Source organism: Streptococcus sp. HMSC077D04 (genome assembly GCF_001808785.1).
In the GTDB taxonomy this organism is placed as follows: domain Bacteria; phylum Bacillota; class Bacilli; order Lactobacillales; family Streptococcaceae; genus Streptococcus; species Streptococcus mitis_BX.
In genome coordinates this window covers 41177-62187 of record NZ_KV794510.1, presented here as the reverse complement: position 1 = coordinate 62187, position 21011 = coordinate 41177, and the positions used below count along the sequence as shown (strand labels likewise).

Here is a 21011-nt window from a genome sequence, read left to right as displayed (position 1 = left end):
ACACTGTTTTGAGGTTGCAGATAGAACTGACGAAGTCATGCTCAAAACACTGTTTTGAGGTTGTAGATAAGACTGACGAAGTCAGTCACATATATACGGCAAGGCGACGTTGACGCGGTTTGAAGAGATTTTCGAAGAGTATTATTAGAATATATTTCAGTGATTTCCTTATCTATAAGCAAAAAACTTGAAAAAAGTGAATGTTTGCGTTATCATTTTCATATAGAAAGAAAAAGAGGTATTACAGATGGCTATTATCTTACCAGATCTTCCATATGCATACGACGCTTTGGAACCATACATTGATGCGGAAACAATGCACTTGCACCATGACAAACACCATCAAACTTATGTCAACAATGCTAATGCAGCTCTTGAAAAACACCCTGAAATCGGTGAAGACCTTGAAGCCTTGCTTGCTGATGTAGAATCTATCCCAGTTGATATCCGTCAGGCACTTATCAATAATGGTGGTGGACACTTGAACCACGCTCTTTTCTGGGAATTGATGACTCCTGAGAAAACAGCTCCATCAGCAGAACTGACAGCAGCAATCGATGCAACATTTGGTTCATTTGAAGAATTCCAATCAGCCTTCACTGCAGCAGCAACAACTCGTTTCGGTTCAGGATGGGCATGGTTAGTTGTCAACAAAGAAGGTAAACTTGAAGTGACTTCAACAGCAAACCAAGACACACCAATCTCAGAAGGTAAAAAACCAATCTTGGGCTTGGATGTTTGGGAACATGCTTACTACGTGAAATACCGCAACGTGCGTCCTGACTACATCAAAGCTTTCTTCTCAGTGATCAACTGGAACAAAGTAGATGAATTGTACGCAGCTGCTAAATAATGATAGTTGGAGGGAAGAATTGTTCTTCTCTTTTTAAGGTTATATTATTTTGGTCTGACAAAATCGTCAGACTTTTTTCATTTTTATGAGAAACGTGCTAACTGCTAGAAATTATGGTAAAATAAAGTATTAAGTAATCGTGAAAAAAGGATATCTATGCGAAAAGAAATTGCACCTGAATTATACAACTATAACAAGTTTCCTGGTCCTGAGTTCCATTTACATGGGGACAAGGTTGAAACGGAAGGGATAGCTTTTTCCTTGGTGGAAAATATCAAGGATGCCTTTGATGTGACGGCTTTTAATCAGCGTTTTTCAGAAGTCTTAACCAAGTTTGATTATATCGTGGGAGACTGGAGCAACGAACAGCTTCGCCTACGAGGGTTTTATAAGGATGACCGAACAGAAGAAAAACTTGAAAAAATCAGTCGTTTACAAGACTACCTTTTAGAGTATTGTAGTTATGGTTGTGCTTATTTTGTCTTAGAAAATGAAGCCCCTAAGCGAGCATCATTTGACAAGAAAATGCGTAAGAAGGAAGAAGAACAGCCTTCTAAAAAAGGAAAGAAACCGACTCAAACAAAACGAAAACCGAATGCAGATAAGAAAAATAGACGTCGTCAGAAGGACCAGCATTCTCAGAAAGAGGACAAGGGACAACGTCATTTTGTCATTCGTCAGAAGTGAGTAGAGAATAAGGAGAAGAAATGAAACCGTCAATTTATAGTTTAACACGTCAAACCATGCAGGAATGGGTTTTGGAGCAGGGAGAAAAGAAATTCCGTGCAGATCAAATCTGGGAATGGCTTTACCGTAAACGTGTCCAGTCATTTGAAGAGATGACCAACCTTTCCAAGGATTTGATTGCTAAGCTTAATGACCAGTTTGTGGTCAATCCCTTGAAACAACGTATCGTTCAAGAGTCTGCTGATGGGACAGTTAAATATCTTTTTGAATTGCCAGATGGAATGCTGATTGAGACAGTACTCATGCGTCAACATTACGGTTTATCTGTCTGTGTGACCACTCAGGTCGGCTGTAATATCGGTTGTACCTTCTGTGCCTCTGGTTTGATTAAGAAACAACGTGACCTCAATAACGGTGAAATCGTAGCGCAAATCATGCTGGTTCAGAAATACTTTGATGAGCGTGGTCAGGACGAACGCGTCAGCCATATTGTTGTCATGGGAATTGGTGAGCCCTTTGATAACTACAATAATGTCTTGAATTTTGTTCGTACTATCAATGATGATAAAGGAATGGCCATCGGTGCTCGTCACATCACGGTTTCAACCTCAGGTTTGGCCCATAAAATTCGTGACTTTGCTAATGAAGGGGTTCAGGTCAATCTTGCCGTGTCACTTCACGCACCCAACAATGAATTGCGCTCAAGCATCATGAAGATTAACCGTGCCTTTCCAATTGAAAAACTCTTTGCCGCTATTGAGTACTATATCGAAACAACCAATCGCCGTGTGACCTTTGAATACATCATGCTTAATGAAGTCAATGACGGTGTAGAACAAGCCTTGGAATTGGCTGAATTGCTCAAGAACATCAAGAAATTGTCTTATGTAAACTTGATTCCTTATAACCCAGTTAGTGAGCATGACCAATATAGCCGTAGTCCTAAAGAGCGCGTCATGGCCTTCTATGATACACTCAAGAAAAAAGGGGTTAACTGTGTTGTTCGTCAAGAGCACGGTACTGATATTGATGCAGCTTGTGGACAATTGCGTTCTAATACAATGAAACGTGACCGCCAGAAAGCAGTCGCAGCAGTCAATCCTTAATGATGAAGAAGACTTATAATCGTATTTTGGTCTGGGGAGTCATTTTCTATAGTATTTGTATCGTTTACTTTTGCTTTACTCCTCAAGAACATTCTCCCGTGGGAGTGGAAACTCCAGGTATTCAGCATCTTGGACGCCTGGTTTTTCTTTTGACTCCTTTCAATTCTCTCTGGAAACTGGGCGAAGTGAGTGATGTAGGACAATTATTTTGGATTTTTTTACAAAATATCCTCAATGTCTTCTTGCTTTTTCCTCTTGTTTTCCAACTCCTTTATCTCCTTCCAAACTTGCGGAAAACAAAAAAGGTGCTACTTTTTAGCTTTCTAGTGAGTCTTGGAATTGAGTGTACGCAGTTAGTCTTGGACTTTGTCTTTGATTTTAATCGCGTCTTTGAGATTGATGATTTGTGGACTAATACCTTGGGTGGCTATTTGGCTTGGTTCCTCTATAAACAATTACATAAAAACAAGATAAGGAATTAAAATGAGTATTTTAGAAGTTAAAAATTTGAGTCACGGTTTTGGTGACCGTGCAATTTTTGAAGATGTGTCCTTCCGTCTCCTAAAGGGAGAACATATCGGCCTGGTCGGTGCCAATGGTGAAGGAAAATCAACCTTTATGAGCATCGTGACTGGTAAGATGTTGCCAGATGAAGGGAAGGTTGAGTGGTCTAAATATGTGACTGCTGGTTACTTGGACCAGCACTCCGTCCTTGCTGAAGGGCAGTCGGTGCGTGATGTTCTCCGTACGGCCTTTGATGAGCTGTTTAAAGCTGAAGCTCGTATCAATGACCTTTATATGGAAATGGCTGAAGACGGAGCGGATGTTGATGCTCTCATGGAAGAAGTGGGAGAACTTCAAGACCGTCTGGAGAGTCGTGATTTCTATACTTTGGATGCTAAGATTGATGAAGTAGCGCGTGCCCTTGGTGTCATGGACTTTGGCATGGATACGGATGTAACCTCTTTGTCAGGTGGGCAAAGAACCAAGGTACTTTTGGCTAAACTCCTCCTTGAAAAGCCCGATATCTTGCTTTTGGACGAGCCAACCAACTACTTGGATGCTGAGCATATTGACTGGCTCAAGCGCTATCTCCAAAACTATGAGAATGCCTTTGTCCTTATTTCGCACGATATTCCCTTCCTGAACGATGTGATTAATATTGTCTACCATGTGGAGAATCAACAGCTGACGCGTTATTCTGGTGACTACTACCAGTTTCAAGAAGTCTATGCTATGAAGAAATCTCAGCTAGAGGCAGCCTACGAACGTCAGCAGAAAGAAATTGCGGACCTTAAGGATTTTGTTGCCCGAAACAAAGCGCGTGTTGCAACACGAAACATGGCCATGTCTCGTCAGAAGAAATTGGATAAGATGGATATTATCGAATTACAAAGTGAGAAACCAAAACCATCCTTTGATTTCAAATCAGCTCGTACGCCAGGGCGCTTTATCTTCCAAGCCAAGGATTTGCAAATTGGTTATGATCGTCCTCTGACCAAGCCTTTAAATCTTACCTTTGAACGTAATCAAAAGGTTGCTATTATCGGTGCCAATGGTATCGGGAAAACAACTCTCTTAAAATCTCTCTTAGGTATTATTCCACCAATTGCTGGGGAAGTTGAACGCGGTGACTACCTAGAACTTGGTTATTTTGAACAGGAAGTAGAAGGTGGTAATCGCCAAACCCCACTAGAGGCTGTCTGGAATGCCTTTCCGGCCCTCAACCAAGCAGAAGTCCGTGCAGCCCTTGCCCGTTGTGGTTTGACAACCAAGCATATCGAAAGCCAAATTCAAGTCTTGTCAGGTGGGGAACAAGCAAAAGTGCGTTTCTGTCTCTTGATGAATCGTGAAAACAACGTTTTAGTGCTGGACGAGCCGACCAACCACTTGGATGTGGATGCCAAGGATGAACTCAAACGTGCTCTCAAAGAATACAAGGGGTCTATCCTTATGGTCTGCCACGAACCAGACTTCTATGAAGGCTGGATGGACCAAATCTGGGATTTTAATAATTTAACTTAAGAATGAGAGTAAAAGAAATACAGTACCGAATGTGGATACTGTATTTTTTTGGTTTTTATGATTTAAAATTGTAGTCTTTCACCACTTCGATGCTATCGATAGTAATAGCAGTCGTTGGCTTGTCTTTTTCATCTTTTTCGGCTTTGGCAATTTTATCTACAACATCCATACCGTCAATCACTTGACCAAAGACTGGGTGTTTGCCATCTAGACTAGGGTTTCCCCCTTCTTTATAGGCTTCGATGATTTTCTTTGGATACTTGCTTGTAGGGAGTTTAGCAGAGGTATCTGTAGAGTTTTGGTTGATGAAGAACTGGCTACCATTGGTGTTTGGTTGACCAGTGTTAGCCATAGAAAGAGCGCCACGGATGTTATAGAGATAAGGAGTAATCTCGTTTTTGAAACCAGTTCCCTTGTCTTTAGTCTTATCTTTGTCATGCCAGATGGACTGACCACCTGTACCGTCCCCTTTTGGATCTCCAGTTTGAACCATGAAGCCATCGATGACACGGTGGAAGGTAATGCCGTTATAGTAGCCTTCTTTGGCATGAGTGAGGAAGTTTTCAACCGCTAGAGGAGCGAGTTTAGGGAAGAGTTTGATACGGATATCTCCTTGACTTGTGTGGAGAATCACTTCAGCCTCGTCTTCAGCAACTTCTTTAGATAGTTGTGGGAAATTGGCGTTTTCGTTTGTTAAAGCATCGTTTAACTCTTTGGCAGATTGGGCAGCTGCTTTGGAACTTTCTTCAGCAGCAAGACTGGAATCAACATAGTCATCACCACGCAGGCTGCGTTGGATGCTGCTGCATCCAGCTAGGGCTACAGTGGACAGTAAAAGAAGGGTTGCTAGTTTTTTCATTCTATTCCTCTCAAAAATTCATTTCTACCATTGTACCCTAAAAAGAAGGGGATTTCAAATATTAGTGACAAGGTAGTTTTAGAGGAGCCAACCAAAAAGTCGCTTGCTTAGAGATTTTTCTTTGGATGACGGTCAACAATGTCCTGGTATGTTCCAGTATGTGCTTTCCTTTTGGAGTTATTTTATAACCGCGAATCGAAAAGAGACCAGCTAATTCCTCTTCTGAAAAATGGTTATGAAGGGCTTGATCCAAATCTGCAATCTTCATTTTAGAAAGGCCAGTAACCCCATTCTTCTTAAGGATATTCTTTTTCATAGTAGCATTCAGATGGTCAAGTGACTCAAAAGCTGTTTCAATGCCAGCATAACCTTTTTCCACCAGAGTTTTTAGATGCTTAGGTGCATCAGTACCATAAGAGTATTCAAAGTATTTAGGGAACCAAGTTTCGGTGGTAAAAGTACCAAAGTTGATTCTCCATAGTAAAATGATATCCTCTGCTAGTAAATCATCTGTTAATAATTCCATGTTTCTTTTGGGAACGGGCTTGGGATTTAGGAGCCAAGCATTCACATCACGTTCAGGAGAGATGAATGGCTTGACTTGGTGCTCTTTATAAAATGTTTCTAAAATAGTATTTATGACATTCTCTTTCTGATTTTCTTTAAAAATATAACAAATTTCTAAATGGTTTAAAAATTTTATAGTCTGTCAAGTTTTTTTCTTGACACCTGCTAGAAATCTGCTATAATAGAACATGTGCTAAATAGCTCAGCTATTTCACCGAAATAAAAAATAAGAAAAGAGACTTTAAAAATGGCAGTTAAAATCCGTTTGACTCGTATGGGTTCTAAGAAAAAACCTTTCTACCGTATCAACGTAGCAGATTCACGTTCACCACGTGACGGACGTTTCATTGAAACAGTTGGAACTTACAACCCACTTGTTGCTGAAAACCAAGTAACTTTGAAAGAAGACCGCGTTCTTGCATGGTTGGCTGATGGAGCTCAACCTTCAGACACAGTACGTAACATCCTTTCAAAAGAAGGCGTATTGAAAAAATTCCACGATTCTAAATTCTCAAAATAAGTTTAAAGTAGGTTGACAGATGGATACGATTGAAAATCTCATTATTGCGATTGTGAAACCCTTGATTTCACAACCAGATGCCTTAACTATCAAGATTGAAGATACACCAGAATTTTTGGAATATCATTTGGATCTTGACCAAAGCGATGTCGGTCGTGTTATCGGTCGTAAGGGTCGCACTATCTCAGCGATAAGAACGATTGTCTACTCTGTCCCAACTGAAGACAAAAAAGTAAGAATCGTTATCGATGAAAAATAAAAAAGCGGGACAGATGTCTCGCTTTTTTTGCAAGGAGCAGGATATGAAGGATTTAACGTTTAGACAATTACAAGACTACCTACTGGAACATTACCAGCAGTCTCGGACTGAGGAAGGTCTTTTTATCAAGCTAGTGGAGGAAGTCGGAGAAGTAGCCGAAGTTTTGAATGGGCGCTCTGGTCGAAAAGAGGGCGTTCAGGATTCGAACGAGGAACTAGCAAAAGAACTGGCTGATATCATTCACTACACCGTCGCAATCGCAGCCATCAACCATATTGACCTAACTAAAACCATCTTTGAGAAAGACAAAACTGCAGCCATTAAGTACCAACATGAACGTGATTTGGAAGGATTTTTGAAGGGGAACATCTAAGACAGTAAGAAATCAATTTTTTACTAATAAAGAGGGTATTAGTAAATATAAGAAAGAAAAAGCAAGGAAAATGGTGGATTATGCTATAAAAGTGAAGAATCTACAAGAGGTAGATAAGTTAGAACTTGTGAGACAAGAACGAGAAAGGCAGACTAGACTCGTAGAGTTCTTTTTAGTCAATGAACTAGATAAACGGTGATAGCAGGTATAAAATACTAATCCTAGAAATAGCATCTAGGATTCTACTATGCTACAATGGAAAGATAGTCTCAAAGAATTCTAGTTGATCTATCTTGAGAATAGCTACTTTTAAAGGGAGTAACAATCTATGAACGAGAAAACAAAAGCTTACCTAGCAGCTTTATCCTTTTCAGCAATCATTGGATTTTCTTTTTTATTTACTAAGATTGCTTTAGGCTATGCCAGTCCTCTCACTAACTTAGCGCATCGCTATACAATCGCAGCTTTAGTAATGGTCGTTTTTCATCAAACCAAACTTATCAAAGTGAGTTTAAGTAGAAAAGATATTCTTTCTATTCTTCCTATGAGTCTTTTCTATCCGCTTTTCTTTTTTATTTTTCAATCCTTTGCTTTACAGTATATATCGTCTTCTGAAGCTGGAATTTTACAGGCTCTTGTCCCGATTTTTACGCTCCTTTTAGCATCGGCCTTTCTTAAGGAAAAGACAAGCTTGCTTCAAAAGTTCTTTTTATTTTTATCCGTAGCAGGAGTAGTTTTCATCTTCCTCAGTAAAGGAGCTAACTTTGGTACTGAGACTGCTAGCTTTGGCTTTCTCTTGATGTTGGGATCGGTTCTCGCCAATGCAATAAACAATATCCTCAGCAAGTCCAAAGGAGGCCGCTATCGGGCTATGGATATGACAGCTGTTGTGATATTTGTTGGCTTCGTCACCTTTAATACGCTGAGTCTGACCTCGCACTATCTAGATGGCAACATATTAGCTTACTTTGCGCCACTTGGACAGGTATCTTATCTGATTTCAATTCTCTATTTGGGAATTCTAGCCTCTATCGTTACTGGTAGTCTCTCTATCTATGCTATTGTTCGACTTGGAGCATCAACCGTCAGTGTCTTTGGAAATCTTGGAACAGTTTTGACTATTCTAGCCGGAGCTCTTATCCTCCATGAACCAATTTATAGCTACCATGTGATAGGAGCCACTATGATTATTGCTGGAATTTTAGGCATGAATCTGATGAGAAGAAAGTAAAGATTGCTTAGCACTCTTTTTCTTAATCAAAATGATACAGAAAATTCAAAATTTTTAATGAAATCAAGTTTGGAAAACGATGATTTTAATATGGCATGATAAAATAGATAAAAAGAATAATACTAGGATAAAGAGGAGAGAGTGTAATAATGAAGCAAAATGATATAGCTGAAGCTATTGCTTTTTATAACAGAAAACCTGAGACTTTGATACGTCACATTATACCAGTCTTAGATTGTGACTTGGCTGTTTATCATCGCCCTGGAAGCTCAAGTAAAGGCCACATTATTTTTTATCATGGAGCTTGTGGACGTAGTCAGATGTGGGCTCACCAGTATGATGCTTTTGAAGGATTTGACCTCTATTTTGTCAATGTTAGAGGACAGGGTGAATCACCTATGAAAGTTGGCCTACCCGACTTAGAAGGTGCTGTTCAAGATGTAGATGCTATTTTGTCCTATTTCCAGTTAGATGAGGTGATATTGGTCGGACATTCTTGGGGAGGAAATCCTCTTCAAGAGTACACCTATCGTCATCCAGAACGAGTTCTAGCTTTGGTTATGGTAGATAGTTGGGGACAGCATCGTTACCTATCAGATAAAGAGAGAAATCGCATAAAATATAGTTCTCTTATGTATAAAACGATTCCTTGGAAGGTGATTGCAGATAAGAACTCAAAAATGTGTACAGATAATCCTATCACAAGAGAATTAGTCAAGACGGCCATTATAGAAACTGGGCGAGATGTTTTCTTGAATCTTGGAATCACAGGTTTTATGGCTGTCCATGAGATAAAAGGATATAAAGGAAATCCTCCCATGCTATTAGTAAGAGGCGAAAATGATTTTCCCAAACACCTAAAAATGATTTATGATGGGATCATTGCCTTAAATCCCAATGCGCGTCAAGTAACGATTTCAGACAGCAAACACCAACCGATGAATGATCATCCTGAAGAGTTTAATCAGATAGTTGGTGAATTTTTTGAAGAAGTAGTAGCTCTGTAAGATGAGATTTATCCAACTTGAGAAAATCATTGGAACGTGTTAAAATAAAGGATAAGGATTTTTAATAATTCATTAAATAGAACGAGTGGATTTCTTTATGAAGAGGATTGAAGTATCTACAGAAATTGGTAGTCTCTCTGTTACTTATCAAAAGCAAAAGAAAATGCTAGTTTGTTTAAGTGGCGCAGGTTTGCTACCAAGTTATGAAAATTTTTTACTTATACTTGAAAAACTTCCTCCTACAATTGGTTATTTGACTATTGATTTTCCGAACACAGGTAGGAGTCCGATTCATGACCAAGCTGGAAAAAATCTGGATAATCTTGCAGATGCAGTTTATGAACTACTTGAAGAATTGGCGATTTCTGAATATATACTTTGTGTACATAGTTTGAGTGGAATTTTAGCTTGCAAATTGTTCAACAAACCAATTAAGTGTCAGGCTTTACTAGCAATTGAACCGACAACTAAAAAAGTCATGTTTGCTGATTTTTCAGAAAATCCCTATCCAGAAATGGAAGAGCAGATGAGGCTGATTGACGAGTATGGTCCTGAACTTTATTTTAAGAACTTAACTCAAGCCACATTTAGCCCTGAAATTAATAAAGAAATCTGGGAAATAATGCAAGAAAAAGGTTCAGAGTTGGAAAATCAAGATCCAGGATTTCAGATATCTGGAGAGATTACTGAGGAAGATTTTGAGAATGTATTTGTAGAAGCTCATATCCCTGTGTTTATTTTTTGTCAGGCTTATAGAGAAAAAGAGTACAGAGAATCAGAATATTGGACTTCCAATACTAAACTCATTTTAGGAGGGAATCACCATTATTTACAATGGTCAGAATCAGAAAAAATTGTGACTATTATTCGAGAATTGTCAGAATAAGATGGATAGAAATAGAGTACAGGAGACAAGATGAACTACTTTAATGTTGGGAAAATCGTCAATACGCAGGGGTTGCAGGGTGAGATGCGAGTCTTGTCTGTGACGGATTTTGCAGAAGAACGGTTTAAAAAAGGTACTGAGCTGGCCTTGTTTGATGAAAAAGATCAGTTTGTTCAAACAGTGACCATCGCTAGTCACCGTAAACAGAAGAACTTTGACATTATTAAATTCAAAGATATGTACCATATCAACGCTATTGAAAAGTACAAGGGATACAGTCTCAAGGTCGCTGAGGAAGATTTGAATGACCTAGACGATGGTGAATTTTATTATCACGAGATTATCGGTTTGGAAGTCTATGAGGGTGATAACTTGATTGGAACCATCAAAGAAATCCTGCAACCAGGTGCCAACGATGTCTGGGTGGTCAAGCGAAAAGGCAAGCGTGATTTGCTCTTGCCTTATATCCCACCAGTGATTCTCAATGTTGATATTCCAAATAACCGCGTCGATGTGGAAATCTTAGAAGGGTTAGACGATGAAGATTGATATTTTAACCCTTTTTCCAGAGATGTTTTCTCCACTAGAGCACTCAATCGTTGGAAAGGCTCGAGAAAAGGGGCTCTTGGATATCCAGTATCATAATTTTCGAGAAAATGCTGAAAAGGCCCGTCATGTAGATGATGAACCATACGGAGGTGGTCAGGGGATGTTGCTACGAGCTCAACCTATTTTCGATGCCTTTGATGCTATTGAAAAGAAAAATCCGCGCGTCATTCTCCTCGATCCTGCTGGAAAGCAGTTTGATCAGGCTTATGCTGAGGATTTGGCCAAAGAAGAGGAACTGATCTTTATCTGTGGTCACTACGAAGGGTATGATGAGCGTATTAAGACCTTGGTGACAGATGAGATTTCCCTGGGGGATTATGTCTTAACTGGTGGAGAGTTGGCGGCTATGACTATGATTGATGCTACGGTACGCCTGATTCCAGAAGTGATTGGTAAGGAGTCTAGCCACCAAGATGATAGTTTTTCTTCTGGCCTTCTCGAATATCCTCAATACACACGTCCTTATGATTATCGAGGGATGGTCGTGCCAGATGTACTGATGAGCGGGCACCATGAAAAAATTCGTCAGTGGCGATTGTACGAGAGTTTAAAGAAAACCTACGAGCGCAGACCGGATTTGCTTGAACATTATCAACTGACAGCAGAAGAAGAAAAAATGCTGGTAGAAATCAAAGAAAACAAAGAATAAAGGAGAAACCTATGCAAGTAATCAAACGTGATGGAGAAATTGCTGAATTTAATCCAGATAAGATTTACCAAGCTATCTTAAAGGCAGCACAAACTGTCTATGTATTGACAGATGATTTGCGTCAAAACCTTGCACAAGTCACTAAGAAAGTGGTTTTGGATTTGGAAGAAGCCAAGGTAGAACGTGCTACCATTAGCATGATTCAGTCTATGGTTGAACATCGTCTACTGGGTGCAGGATACATTACCATTGCAGAACACTACATTTCCTATCGTCTACAACGTGACTTGGAAAGAAGTGGTTATGGAGATCATATCGCGGTTCATTTACATTTTGAACAAGTTCGTTAAGAAAAAAGAGTGGGATGAAGCAACTACATCTCACTCTTTCTTAAATATATTTTTTTGGGCTGTTTGGACAGTTGAGGGGACAAAGCGAAGGCGTTGAATATCGCTTATGCGGATAATACGGGTCACATTTTTGGCAAAATTTTTCACGATAATTTGCTGGCGTTGCTGATCGTATTTGATGATATCACCTGTAAAGCTTGTCTCAGACAAGATAAGGTGAACAGCGGTTTGTTTCTGGATAGCCTCTTCAATAGTGGCTGTAAGGGAGTTGCTTTCAGTATGGTCAGGTTGGTCATGTCCATTTAAAAAGTCATGTATTTTATCTAAAACTTGCTGGAATTTATGTCTCATAGTGGCCTCCCTTCTTTTATATCAATATTATATAAAATTTTCCTAAAATCTACAAGATTTTACGAATAATCAGATGAAAGCTAAAAAAGGAGAAGAAAATGGCAGAATTTACATTTAAAATCGAAGAGCACTTGTTGACTCTTTCTGAAAACGAAAAAGGTTGGACCAAGGAAATCAACCGTGTGAGCTTTAATGGTGCTCCTGCAAAGTTTGATATTCGTGCTTGGAGTCCAGATCATACTAAAATGGGCAAAGGGATTACTCTTTCCAATGAAGAATTTCAAACAATGGTGGATGCCTTTAAAGGCAATTAAGTTTTCAAAATGAAAGAAAAGGATATTGAGTCATGATAACTCGATATCCTTTTTTAGTTAGCAAAGTAAGCCTGATTTTTAAGGCGTTGAAGTAATGGACGGCTAATAAAACTAATAGCAATAATTTTACCAAGGTCTGGAATGATAAAGGGAAGAACTCCCACAACAAGAGCTTTTTCAAATGCCATTCCAGCTAGGAAATGCAAGCTGAGAATCCCTCCGATAAAGACAAGGGCATCACCCAAGAGGTTTGCAAGAAAAATCTTGATAACACCACTCTTGCTGTTAGTTAGGGAAGAAGTAAGTCCAGAGTATACAAGATAAAACCAAAGATAGCCTGCAGTAGGGCCAACTAAAGCCTGAAAACCAGCTCCACCTCCTGCAAAGACAGGAAGACCGATAGCACCTAGAAGAAGATAGAGTCCAACAGAAAGTACAGCCTCTCTCGGTCTGAAGACAGTAGCAATCAAGCCGATTGCAAAGTTTTGCAGAGTGAAGGGAACGGGTCCAATTGGAAGACTGATTTGTGCTAAAACAGCAATGAGAGCAGCTCCAATAGCAGGGATAGCATAAACGTGAGATTTTTTCAAAATAGTTAACCTCTTTTCTTATGTATAGTAACTATTATACTCGTAGATTAATTATTGTCAACCAATTTTTTAAAACAAGGTAACAAACACTGTAACAGCCGATTTTGCTTACTGGTTAAGGTGGGTAATTGTTTTGTTGATTAGAAAACATCACAAAAGAAGCCGACACATTTGTATCAGCTTCTTTTATTTCGATTAACGCATAGTTACAAATTCTTCAGATGCAGTTGGGTGAATCGCCACAGTTGCATCAAAGTCTGCCTTGGTTGCTCCCATTTTGATAGCAACAGCAAATCCTTGAATCATTTCATCAACACCGTAGCCAATTCCATGAAGTCCGACAACTTTTTCTTCTGAACCTGCTGTGATCAATTTGAAACGTGTTTCTTGACGGTTGTCAGTGCAAGCAGAGTACATAGACGTAAAGCTTGATTTGTAAACCTTGATTTGGTCTTGACCGTATTCTTTAAGAGCTTGCTCTTCTGTCAAACCAACCGTTCCGATAGCAGGGTGTGAAAAGACAACAGTTGGAATAGTTGAGTAATCCATTTTTGCAGTTGTTTTGCCGTTAAAGAGACGTTCAGACAAAGTACGTCCAGCCTTGATAGCAACTGGAGTTAGTTCTTTTTCGCCTGTTACATCACCTAAAGCGTAGATTCCCTCAACAACAGTATTTTGGTATTCATCCACTTGGATAAAGCCACGTTCGTTCAGAGTTACTCCAGCTTTTTCAAGTTGCAAGCCTTTAACGTTTGGACGGCGACCAGTAGCCCAGATAACTTGGCTAGCTGTGTGACTAGTACCATCTTCGAAATGAATGGTAATGCCTTCAGCAGTTTTTTCTAACTTGACAGGGACTTTGTGAGTATGAAGTGGTAAGTTTGTTCTTTCCATTTCCTTTACCAAACCTTCAACGATGTAAGAATCAAAACCACGTAAAGGACGGTCGCGACGAACAAAGAGATCTGTCTTGACACCAAAGGTGTGGAGTACGCCAGCCAATTCAACGGCAATATAACCCGCGCCTAGAATAGCAACTGACTCTGGCAATTCTTCCCAGGCAAATACATCATCAGAAGAGCCACCTAGTTCAGCACCAGGAATATTTGGAATACTTGGATGGGCACCAGTAGCAATCACGATATGTTTAGCACGAATCAGTTCACCATTTACGCTGACAGTATGAGAATCTACAAATTCAGCATGACCTTCAATCAAGTCTACTCCGTTGCGTTTAAAACTGCCATCATAAGAAGAACGAGCGCGATCGATATAGGCTTCACGATTACGACGTAGGGTTGCAAAGTCAAAGTTAAGATCAGTAGTCTTAAAGCCGTAGTCTTCTCCAAATTGATGGAAAGTCTCAGCGATTTGTGCCCCGTACCACATGATTTTTTTAGGAACACAACCGACATTGACGCAAGTTCCACCTAATTTCTTTTCCTCAATAACGGCCGCTTTGGCTCCGTGTTCACCAGCACGGTTCATGGTAGCAATTCCTCCGCTACCTCCACCGATAGCAATGATATCATATTCTCTCATTGAAAACTCCTTTATACTCTTTTAAATAGTAGAGTGTCATTTTTTGATAGTCATATTCTATCTTTTTTTTGATTTGATTGCAAAAATCTGCTACGTTCAAAAAAATTAAAGAAAAGGCTTGCAAAAAGAAAAAATAAAGTGTATTATATAACTAGTACAATGGTAGTAAAAAATAGATTCCGAACAATAATCAAATCCCGAAATGTCATTATTTCGTTCTGAACGGTTATTGTTTATATTTGCTAATTTTTATATAATATTGTTAAGGACTTTAAATCAAAAAGGAGTTTCATTATGAAGAAGAATCGTAAAGCTAAAAAGTGGCAATTGTATGCAGCAATCGGTGCTGCCAGTGTAGTTGTATTAGGTGCTGGGGGGATTTTGCTCTTTAGACAACCATCTCAGACCACGGTAAAAGATGAGCCTACTCATCTTGTTGTTGCCAAGGAAGGAAGCGTGGCATCCTCTGTTTTATTGTCAGGGACAGTAACAGCAAAAAATGAACAATATGTTTATTTTGATGCTAGTAAGGGAGATTTAGATGAAATCCTTGTTTCTGTGGGTGATAAGGTCAGCGAAGGACAGGCTTTAGTCAAGTACAGTAGTTCAGAAGCCCACGCGGCCTATGATTCAGCTAGTCGAGCAGTTGCGAAGGCAGATCGTCATATCAATGAACTCAATCAAGCACGGAATGAAGCCGCTTCAGCTCCGGCTCCACAGTTGCCAACACCAGCAGGAGTCGAAGGAGCTGCGGCACAAACTCCAGCTCCAGTCGCAGGAAATTCAGTATCCTCTATTGATGCTCAATTGGGTGATGCCCGTGATGCCCGTGCAGATGCAGCGGCACAATTAAGCAAGGCTCAAAGTCAGTTGGATGCAATGACGGTTCTCAGTACCCTAGAGGGAACTGTGGTCGAAGTCAACCGTAATGTTTCTAAATCTCCAACTGGAGCTAGCCAGGTGGTAGTTCATGTCGTTAGCAATGAAAACTTGCAAGTTAAGGGGGAACTATCTGAATATAACCTTGCCAACCTCTCTGTAGGACAAGAAGTAACCTTTACTTCTAAAGTTTACCAAGATAAGAGCTGGACTGGTAAGATTAGCTACATTTCTGACTACCCTAAAAACAATGGTGAAGCGGCAAGTGCAGCTACTGCCGCAGCAGGTGGTAATTCTGGTTCTAAATATCCATATACTATCGATGTTACAAGTGAAATCGGTGATTTGAAACAAGGATTCTCAGTAAGTGTTGAGGTCAAGAATAAGAGTAAAGCCATTTTGGTTCCTCTAACAAGTATTGTGACTGAAAATGATAAGAACTATGTCTGGGTGCTTGACGAGCAGAAAAAGGCTAAGAAAGTGGAAGTTGGTTTGGGAAATGCTGATGCAGACAACCAAGAAATCACTTCAGGTCTGACAAATGGAGTCAAGGTCATCAGTAACCCAACGTCTTCTCTAGAGGAAGGAAAAGAGGTGAAGGCTGATGAAGCAACTAATTAGTCTAAAAAATATCTGCAGAAGCTACCGTAACGGTGACCAAGAACTGCAGGTTCTCAAAAATATCAACCTAGAAGTGAATGAGGGTGAATTTGTTGCCATCATGGGACCATCTGGTTCGGGTAAGTCTACTCTCATGAATACGATTGGTATGTTGGATACACCAACCAGTGGAGAATATTATCTTGAAGGCCAAGAAGTAGCTGGACTCGGTGAAAAACAACTAGCCAAGGTCCGCAATCAACAAATCGGTTTTGTCTTTCAGCAGTTTTTTCTTCTATCTAAACTTAACGCTCTGCAAAACGTAGAATTGCCCTTGATTTACGCGGGAGTTTCGGCTTCAAAACGTCGCAAGTTAGCTGAGGAGTATTTAGATAAGGTTGAATTGACAGAACGTAGTCATCATTTGCCTTCGGAATTATCTGGTGGTCAAAAGCAACGTGTAGCTATCGCGCGTGCCTTGGTAAACAATCCTTCTATTATCCTAGCGGACGAACCGACAGGAGCCTTGGATACCAAAACAGGGAACCAAATCATGCAACTATTGGTTGAACTAAATAAAGAAGGAAAAACTATTATCATGGTAACGCATGAGCCTGAAATCGCTACTTATGCCAAACGCCAGATTGTCATTCGAGATGGAGTTATTTCGTCTGACAGTGCGCAGTTAGAAAAGGAGGAAAACTAAGATGCAGAATCTGAAATTTGCCTTTTCATCTATCATGGCACATAAGATGCGCTCTTTTCTTACTATGATTGGGATTATCATTGGTGTTTCATCAGTTGTTGTGATTATGGCTCTGGGGGATTCCATGTCTCGTCAGGTCAATAAAAACATGACCAAGTCACAGAAGAATATTCATGTCTTTTTCTCGCCTATTAAAAGTAAAGACGGTTCTTTTACCCAAAAACAATCGGCTTTGACAGTTTCTGGGAAAGAAGAGGAAGTTCCTGTTGAACCACCAAAACCACAAGAGTCTTGGGTCAGGGAGGCGGCTAAACTGAAGGGGGTAGATAGTTACTATGTAACCAACTCAACGAATACCACCTTATCTTATAAAGATAAAAAAGTGGAGCGCGCTAGCTTGACAGGTGGAAATATTACTTACATGAAGGCTGTTGAAAATGAAATTGTTGCAGGCCGCAGTTTCATAGCTCAGGATTATAAAGATGTGGCCAGTGTCATTTTGCTAGACCAAGAACTTGCCAATAGTCTGTTCGGATCCGCTCAAGAAGCTGTTAACCAGGTTATAGATGTTGGTGGCTTTAGCTATCGTGTCATTGGTGTCTATACCAGCGATGAGGCCAAGACTGCCAAGACTTTTGGTATTGGTGGACTTCCGATTACGACTAATATTTCTCTTGCCAACAACTTCAATATGGATGAGATTTCTGATATTGTCTTCCGGGTTAATGATACCAGTTTGACACCAACTGTGGGACCAGAATTAGCTAGAAAATTGACCGAAATTGCTGGTATTCAGCAAGGGGAGTATCAGGTGGCAGATGCGACTGCAGCCTTCCAAGAAGTACAACAATTGTTCGGCTTTATAACTACGATTATTAGTGCCATTGCAGGAATTTCCCTTTTTGTTGGGGGGACTGGTGTTATGAACATCATGCTGGTTTCGGTGACAGAGCGTACTCGTGAGATTGGTCTCCGTAAGGCTTTGGGTGCGACACGTGCCAATATTTTAATTCAGTTTTTGATTGAATCCATGATTTTGACCTTGCTTGGTGGAGTTATTGGTCTAACCATTGCGACAGGCTTAACAGCTATAGCTGGTCTACTTTTGCAAGGATTGATAGCGGGTATAGAAGTGGGAGTATCAATCCCAGTTGCCCTATTTAGTCTTGCAGTTTCGGCTAGCGTGGGTATGATTTTTGGAGTTTTGCCAGCCAACAAGGCTTCGAAACTTGATCCAATTGAAGCCCTTCGTTATGAATAAGTTAAACAAGATGGACACTTGTCTATCTTGTTTTTGTATGGATTTCCCTATCGAAAATCATTAAAAATGTGATATAATGAAGTGTTAGAAAAACAGGTTTCATTTGCCTGGAAAGGAAAAATTATGTCTGAAAAGAATTTTTATATTACAACACCGATTTACTATCCATCTGGTAAACTTCATATTGGTTCTGCCTACACAACCATCGCCTGTGATGTCCTAGCCCGTTACAAACGCCTGATGGGTTACGATGTCTTTTATCTGACAGGTCTTGATGAGCACGGTCAGAAAATCCAGCAGAAAGCAGAAGAAGCTGGCATTACACCTCAAGCCTATGTTGATGGGATGGCAGTTGGAGTCAAAGAACTCTGGCAATTACTAGATATCTCATACGATAAATTTATCCGTACAACTGATGACTACCATGAAAAAGTTGTCGCACAAGTCTTTGAACGCTTGCTTGCTCAAGATGATATTTACTTGGGTGAATACTCTGGTTGGTATTCAGTTTCAGATGAGGAATTCTTTACAGAAAGCCAGCTTGCAGAAGTATTCCGTGATGAAGCCGGAAATGTAACGGGAGGTATCGCTCCATCAGGACACGAGGTTGAATGGGTATCTGAAGAATCATACTTCCTTCGCCTCAGCAAATACCAAGACCGTTTAGTAGAATTTTTCAAAGCTCATCCTGAATTTATCACTCCAGATGGTCGTCTGAATGAAATGCTGCGCAACTTTATCGAGCCAGGTTTGGAAGATTTGGCTGTTTCTCGTACAACTTTTACATGGGGTGTGCCAGTGCCATCTAATCCAAAACACGTTGTCTATGTTTGGATTGATGCCCTTCTTAACTATGCGACAGCTCTTGGCTACGGTCAAAATGAACATGGTAACTTTGACAAATTCTGGAATGGCACAGTCTTCCACATGGTAGGAAAAGACATCCTTCGTTTCCACTCAATCTACTGGCCAATCCTTCTTATGATGTTGGATATCAAATTGCCCGATCGTTTGATTGCTCACGGTTGGTTCGTCATGAAAGACGGCAAAATGTCTAAATCTAAAGGGAATGTCGTTTACCCTGAAATGTTGGTAGAGCGTTATGGACTAGATCCACTTCGTTACTATCTCATGCGTAGCCTTCCAGTTGGTTCAGACGGAACCTTCACTCCTGAAGACTATGTAGGCCGTATCAACTACGAATTGGCCAATGACCTTGGAAACCTCCTCAACCGTACGGTTTCTATGATTAATAAGTACTTTGGCGGGCAAGTCCCTGCCTATGTAGAGGGTGTAACAGAGTTTGACCATGCTCTTGCTGACGTTGCAGAACAATCAATCGCTGACTACCATACACACATGGAAGCAGTTGACTACCCACGTGCCCTTGAAGCAGTTTGGACGCTTATCTCCCGTACTAATAAATACATCGACGAGACAGCTCCATGGGTCTTGGTTAAGGATGAAGCACTTCGTGACCAATTGGCAAGTGTTATGAGCCACTTGGCAGCCAGCCTTCGTGTCGTAGCTCACTTGATTGAACCATTTATGATGGAAACCAGTCGTGCAGTCTTGACTCAACTTGGATTGGAAGAAGTAGCGAGCCTTGAGAACTTGAGTTTGGCTGCTTTCCCTGAGGGTGTAACAGTAGTCGCCAAAGGAACACCAATCTTCCCACGTCTGGATATGGAAGAAGAAATCGCCTATATCAAAGAACAAATGGAAGGAAATAAACCAGCAGTCGAAAAAGAATGGAATCCGGATGAAGTTGAGCTCAAACTTAACAAGGATGAAATCAAGTTTGAAGACTTTGACAAGGTTGAAATCCGTGTCGCAGAAGTCAAAGAAGTTTCAAAAGTAGAAGGCTCAGAAAAGTTGCTTCAATTCCGCTTGGACGCTGGTGATGGTGAAGACCGTCAAATCCTTTCAGGAATTGCGAAGTACTATCCAAATGAACAAGAATTGGTCGGCAAGAAAGTCCAAATTGTTGCCAACCTCAAACCACGTAAAATGATGAAAAAATATGTCAGCCAAGGGATGATTCTCTCAGCTGAACATGATGGACAATTAAGCCTTCTTACAGTTGATCCAGCTGTACCAAACGGAAGTGTGATTGGGTAAAAGTAAAAGACCAACGTTATCCACGTTGGTTTCAGATTTAAGACAAAGCCTTTAGACTACAAGTTTCTAAGGCTTTTCTTTGTTGACTAAACTGAGATTTTCATTGATGGGATTCGTATTATGGTCGCAGACAATAGCCACAAATATACTCACTAAGTTCTAGGCAAGTAAGTTGGATTCATGAGTGGCAACTGGAAGTTGAGATTGGCTTGGATCTGAAAAAACACGGGGAAAAAGCCGCTTGACCCTCAAAAGAAATCGAACCTAAATAGAAAAAAATTCTACGTTGAAAAGTTATGTGGAAGTTGCTTTTAGAACTTACCATTATTTTTCTATCTTTATTAGAATGACTTCTAATGTAGAAGTATAATAGATTTTTTGGTATAATAAAAGTTATGGAAATTGAAAAAACCAACCGTATGAATGCGCTCTTTGAATTTTATGCGGCGCTTTTGACAGATAAGCAAATGAATTATATCGAGCTCTACTACGCTGATGATTATAGCCTTGCTGAAATTGCCGAGGAATTTGGTGTCAGTCGTCAGGCTGTTTATGATAATATCAAGCGGACAGAAAAGATTCTGGAAGATTATGAGATGAAATTGCACATGTACTCGGACTACATTGTCCGCAGTCAGATTTTTGACCAGATTTTGGAGCGCTATC

Annotated in this window: 24 protein-coding genes and 1 pseudogene; 20 read left to right on the top strand and 5 right to left on the bottom strand. The window is 40.1% G+C overall.

Going from position 1 to position 21011, the window contains the following annotated elements; translation table 11 throughout:
* The first annotated feature begins 247 nt into the window (after positions 1–247).
* The 5 genes from sodA to HMPREF2701_RS02055 all read left to right on the top strand — a co-directional run bounded on the left by sodA (position 248) and on the right by HMPREF2701_RS02055 (position 4671).
* Complete coding sequence (sodA, locus tag HMPREF2701_RS02075) at positions 248–853, top strand: superoxide dismutase SodA (RefSeq protein ID WP_070481993.1); 606 nt, start codon at positions 248–250, stop codon at positions 851–853.
* A gap of 156 nt (positions 854–1009) precedes the next feature.
* Positions 1010–1540, top strand: coding sequence for a YutD family protein (locus HMPREF2701_RS02070; protein ID WP_001224343.1), 531 nt, complete (start codon positions 1010–1012; stop codon positions 1538–1540).
* A gap of 20 nt (positions 1541–1560) precedes the next feature.
* Positions 1561–2646: a dual-specificity RNA methyltransferase RlmN gene (gene rlmN / locus HMPREF2701_RS02065; protein WP_000804762.1), complete on the top strand. Its 1086-nt coding sequence runs from the start codon at positions 1561–1563 to the stop codon at positions 2644–2646.
* Positions 2646–3128 (top strand): VanZ family protein, encoded by a 483-nt coding sequence (locus tag HMPREF2701_RS02060; protein WP_070481992.1) that lies wholly within the window; start codon positions 2646–2648, stop codon positions 3126–3128. The genes rlmN and HMPREF2701_RS02060 overlap by 1 nt, the downstream gene beginning before the upstream one ends.
* A gap of 1 nt (position 3129) precedes the next feature.
* Positions 3130–4671 carry an ABC-F family ATP-binding cassette domain-containing protein gene (locus tag HMPREF2701_RS02055; RefSeq protein ID WP_000025380.1) on the top strand — a complete coding sequence of 514 codons (1542 nt, stop codon included), beginning with the start codon at positions 3130–3132 and terminating at the stop codon, positions 4669–4671.
* 55 nt (positions 4672–4726) lie between these two features.
* Here HMPREF2701_RS02055 and HMPREF2701_RS02050 read toward each other — a convergent pair whose 3' ends face one another.
* Together HMPREF2701_RS02050 and HMPREF2701_RS02045 are read right to left on the bottom strand one after the other, a co-directional pair.
* Positions 4727–5530: a peptidylprolyl isomerase gene (locus HMPREF2701_RS02050; RefSeq protein ID WP_023946405.1), complete on the bottom strand. Its 804-nt coding sequence runs from the start codon at positions 5528–5530 to the stop codon at positions 4727–4729.
* 107 nt (positions 5531–5637) lie between these two features.
* Positions 5638–6170: pseudogene (locus HMPREF2701_RS02045) on the bottom strand (hypothetical protein).
* A gap of 174 nt (positions 6171–6344) precedes the next feature.
* On the opposite strand from HMPREF2701_RS02045, the gene rpsP reads away from it, so the two are divergent.
* From rpsP to HMPREF2701_RS02000, 9 genes are all read left to right on the top strand, one after another.
* Positions 6345–6617, top strand: a complete 273-nt coding sequence (rpsP, locus tag HMPREF2701_RS02040; RefSeq protein ID WP_000268760.1) for a 30S ribosomal protein S16 — start codon at positions 6345–6347, stop codon at positions 6615–6617.
* Positions 6618–6636: 19 nt separating this feature from the next.
* Positions 6637–6876: an RNA-binding protein KphA gene (kphA, locus tag HMPREF2701_RS02035; protein WP_000379617.1), complete on the top strand. Its 240-nt coding sequence runs from the start codon at positions 6637–6639 to the stop codon at positions 6874–6876.
* A 43-nt stretch (positions 6877–6919) separates the two neighbouring features.
* A complete protein-coding gene (locus HMPREF2701_RS02030; protein WP_070482030.1) occupies positions 6920–7249 on the top strand; it encodes a MazG nucleotide pyrophosphohydrolase domain-containing protein in 330 nt (109 codons plus the stop codon).
* Between the two features lie 328 nt (positions 7250–7577).
* Positions 7578–8480, top strand: a complete 903-nt coding sequence (locus HMPREF2701_RS02025; protein ID WP_070481991.1) for a DMT family transporter — start codon at positions 7578–7580, stop codon at positions 8478–8480.
* A gap of 149 nt (positions 8481–8629) precedes the next feature.
* The gene (locus HMPREF2701_RS02020; protein ID WP_070481990.1) at positions 8630–9487 is read left to right on the top strand and encodes an alpha/beta fold hydrolase; all 858 of its coding nucleotides are present in this window, start codon (positions 8630–8632) and stop codon (positions 9485–9487) included.
* 97 nt (positions 9488–9584) lie between these two features.
* On the top strand, positions 9585–10373 hold the full coding sequence (locus HMPREF2701_RS02015) for an alpha/beta fold hydrolase (protein ID WP_070481989.1): 789 nt from the start codon (positions 9585–9587) through the stop codon (positions 10371–10373).
* A 30-nt stretch (positions 10374–10403) separates the two neighbouring features.
* Positions 10404–10922 carry a ribosome maturation factor RimM gene (rimM, locus tag HMPREF2701_RS02010; protein WP_001105912.1) on the top strand — a complete coding sequence of 173 codons (519 nt, stop codon included), beginning with the start codon at positions 10404–10406 and terminating at the stop codon, positions 10920–10922.
* Positions 10912–11631, top strand: coding sequence for a tRNA (guanosine(37)-N1)-methyltransferase TrmD (gene trmD / locus HMPREF2701_RS02005; RefSeq protein WP_070481988.1), 720 nt, complete (start codon positions 10912–10914; stop codon positions 11629–11631). Before rimM ends, trmD begins: the two co-directional genes overlap by 11 nt.
* Before the next feature lie 11 nt (positions 11632–11642).
* Positions 11643–11981, top strand: a complete 339-nt coding sequence (locus HMPREF2701_RS02000) for an ATP cone domain-containing protein (protein WP_001196041.1) — start codon at positions 11643–11645, stop codon at positions 11979–11981.
* Positions 11982–12011: 30 nt separating this feature from the next.
* Here the strand turns inward: HMPREF2701_RS02000 and HMPREF2701_RS01995 are convergent, their stop codons facing one another.
* The gene (locus tag HMPREF2701_RS01995) at positions 12012–12332 is read right to left on the bottom strand and encodes a hypothetical protein (RefSeq protein ID WP_070481987.1); all 321 of its coding nucleotides are present in this window, start codon (positions 12330–12332) and stop codon (positions 12012–12014) included.
* Positions 12333–12430: 98 nt separating this feature from the next.
* Between HMPREF2701_RS01995 and HMPREF2701_RS01990 the strand changes: the two genes are divergently transcribed.
* Positions 12431–12646, top strand: coding sequence for a YdbC family protein (locus HMPREF2701_RS01990; RefSeq protein WP_000807437.1), 216 nt, complete (start codon positions 12431–12433; stop codon positions 12644–12646).
* Positions 12647–12699: 53 nt separating this feature from the next.
* Here HMPREF2701_RS01990 and HMPREF2701_RS01985 read toward each other — a convergent pair whose 3' ends face one another.
* Positions 12700–13236 (bottom strand): biotin transporter BioY, encoded by a 537-nt coding sequence (locus tag HMPREF2701_RS01985; RefSeq protein ID WP_070481986.1) that lies wholly within the window; start codon positions 13234–13236, stop codon positions 12700–12702.
* Between the two features lie 195 nt (positions 13237–13431).
* Positions 13432–14778, bottom strand: coding sequence for a glutathione-disulfide reductase (gene gor, locus HMPREF2701_RS01980; RefSeq protein ID WP_070481985.1), 1347 nt, complete (start codon positions 14776–14778; stop codon positions 13432–13434).
* 291 nt (positions 14779–15069) lie between these two features.
* Between gor and HMPREF2701_RS01975 the strand changes: the two genes are divergently transcribed.
* From HMPREF2701_RS01975 to HMPREF2701_RS01955, 5 genes are all read left to right on the top strand, one after another.
* The gene (locus HMPREF2701_RS01975; RefSeq protein ID WP_070481984.1) at positions 15070–16278 is read left to right on the top strand and encodes an efflux RND transporter periplasmic adaptor subunit; all 1209 of its coding nucleotides are present in this window, start codon (positions 15070–15072) and stop codon (positions 16276–16278) included.
* On the top strand, positions 16262–16963 hold the full coding sequence (locus tag HMPREF2701_RS01970; protein ID WP_070481983.1) for an ABC transporter ATP-binding protein: 702 nt from the start codon (positions 16262–16264) through the stop codon (positions 16961–16963). The genes HMPREF2701_RS01975 and HMPREF2701_RS01970 overlap by 17 nt, the downstream gene beginning before the upstream one ends.
* Position 16964: 1 nt before the next feature.
* Positions 16965–18224 (top strand): ABC transporter permease, encoded by a 1260-nt coding sequence (locus HMPREF2701_RS01965; protein WP_070481980.1) that lies wholly within the window; start codon positions 16965–16967, stop codon positions 18222–18224.
* 123 nt (positions 18225–18347) lie between these two features.
* Positions 18348–20345, top strand: a complete 1998-nt coding sequence (gene metG / locus HMPREF2701_RS01960; protein ID WP_070481978.1) for a methionine--tRNA ligase — start codon at positions 18348–18350, stop codon at positions 20343–20345.
* A gap of 395 nt (positions 20346–20740) precedes the next feature.
* Positions 20741–21011 (top strand): putative DNA-binding protein (locus HMPREF2701_RS01955; protein WP_070481976.1); only part of this gene is annotated, 271 nt, incomplete at its 3' end.

Excerpts from the sequence above, each read along its gene's own strand:
- sodA (WP_070481993.1), top strand. The coding sequence starts at position 248 with ATGGCTATTATCTTACCAGATCTTCCATATGCATACGACGCTTTGGAA.
- HMPREF2701_RS02070 (WP_001224343.1), top strand. The coding sequence starts at position 1,010 with ATGCGAAAAGAAATTGCACCTGAATTATACAACTATAACAAGTTTCCT.
- rlmN (WP_000804762.1), top strand. The coding sequence starts at position 1,561 with ATGAAACCGTCAATTTATAGTTTAACACGTCAAACCATGCAGGAATGG.
- HMPREF2701_RS02060 (WP_070481992.1), top strand. The coding sequence starts at position 2,646 with ATGATGAAGAAGACTTATAATCGTATTTTGGTCTGGGGAGTCATTTTC.
- HMPREF2701_RS02055 (WP_000025380.1), top strand. The coding sequence starts at position 3,130 with ATGAGTATTTTAGAAGTTAAAAATTTGAGTCACGGTTTTGGTGACCGT.
- HMPREF2701_RS02050 (WP_023946405.1), bottom strand. The coding sequence starts at position 5,530 with ATGAAAAAACTAGCAACCCTTCTTTTACTGTCCACTGTAGCCCTAGCT.
- rpsP (WP_000268760.1), top strand. The coding sequence starts at position 6,345 with ATGGCAGTTAAAATCCGTTTGACTCGTATGGGTTCTAAGAAAAAACCT.
- kphA (WP_000379617.1), top strand. The coding sequence starts at position 6,637 with ATGGATACGATTGAAAATCTCATTATTGCGATTGTGAAACCCTTGATT.
- HMPREF2701_RS02030 (WP_070482030.1), top strand. The coding sequence starts at position 6,920 with ATGAAGGATTTAACGTTTAGACAATTACAAGACTACCTACTGGAACAT.
- HMPREF2701_RS02025 (WP_070481991.1), top strand. The coding sequence starts at position 7,578 with ATGAACGAGAAAACAAAAGCTTACCTAGCAGCTTTATCCTTTTCAGCA.
- HMPREF2701_RS02020 (WP_070481990.1), top strand. The coding sequence starts at position 8,630 with ATGAAGCAAAATGATATAGCTGAAGCTATTGCTTTTTATAACAGAAAA.
- HMPREF2701_RS02015 (WP_070481989.1), top strand. The coding sequence starts at position 9,585 with ATGAAGAGGATTGAAGTATCTACAGAAATTGGTAGTCTCTCTGTTACT.
- rimM (WP_001105912.1), top strand. The coding sequence starts at position 10,404 with ATGAACTACTTTAATGTTGGGAAAATCGTCAATACGCAGGGGTTGCAG.
- trmD (WP_070481988.1), top strand. The coding sequence starts at position 10,912 with ATGAAGATTGATATTTTAACCCTTTTTCCAGAGATGTTTTCTCCACTA.
- HMPREF2701_RS02000 (WP_001196041.1), top strand. The coding sequence starts at position 11,643 with ATGCAAGTAATCAAACGTGATGGAGAAATTGCTGAATTTAATCCAGAT.
- HMPREF2701_RS01995 (WP_070481987.1), bottom strand. The coding sequence starts at position 12,332 with ATGAGACATAAATTCCAGCAAGTTTTAGATAAAATACATGACTTTTTA.
- HMPREF2701_RS01990 (WP_000807437.1), top strand. The coding sequence starts at position 12,431 with ATGGCAGAATTTACATTTAAAATCGAAGAGCACTTGTTGACTCTTTCT.
- gor (WP_070481985.1), bottom strand. The coding sequence starts at position 14,778 with ATGAGAGAATATGATATCATTGCTATCGGTGGAGGTAGCGGAGGAATT.
- HMPREF2701_RS01970 (WP_070481983.1), top strand. The coding sequence starts at position 16,262 with ATGAAGCAACTAATTAGTCTAAAAAATATCTGCAGAAGCTACCGTAAC.
- HMPREF2701_RS01965 (WP_070481980.1), top strand. The coding sequence starts at position 16,965 with ATGCAGAATCTGAAATTTGCCTTTTCATCTATCATGGCACATAAGATG.
- metG (WP_070481978.1), top strand. The coding sequence starts at position 18,348 with ATGTCTGAAAAGAATTTTTATATTACAACACCGATTTACTATCCATCT.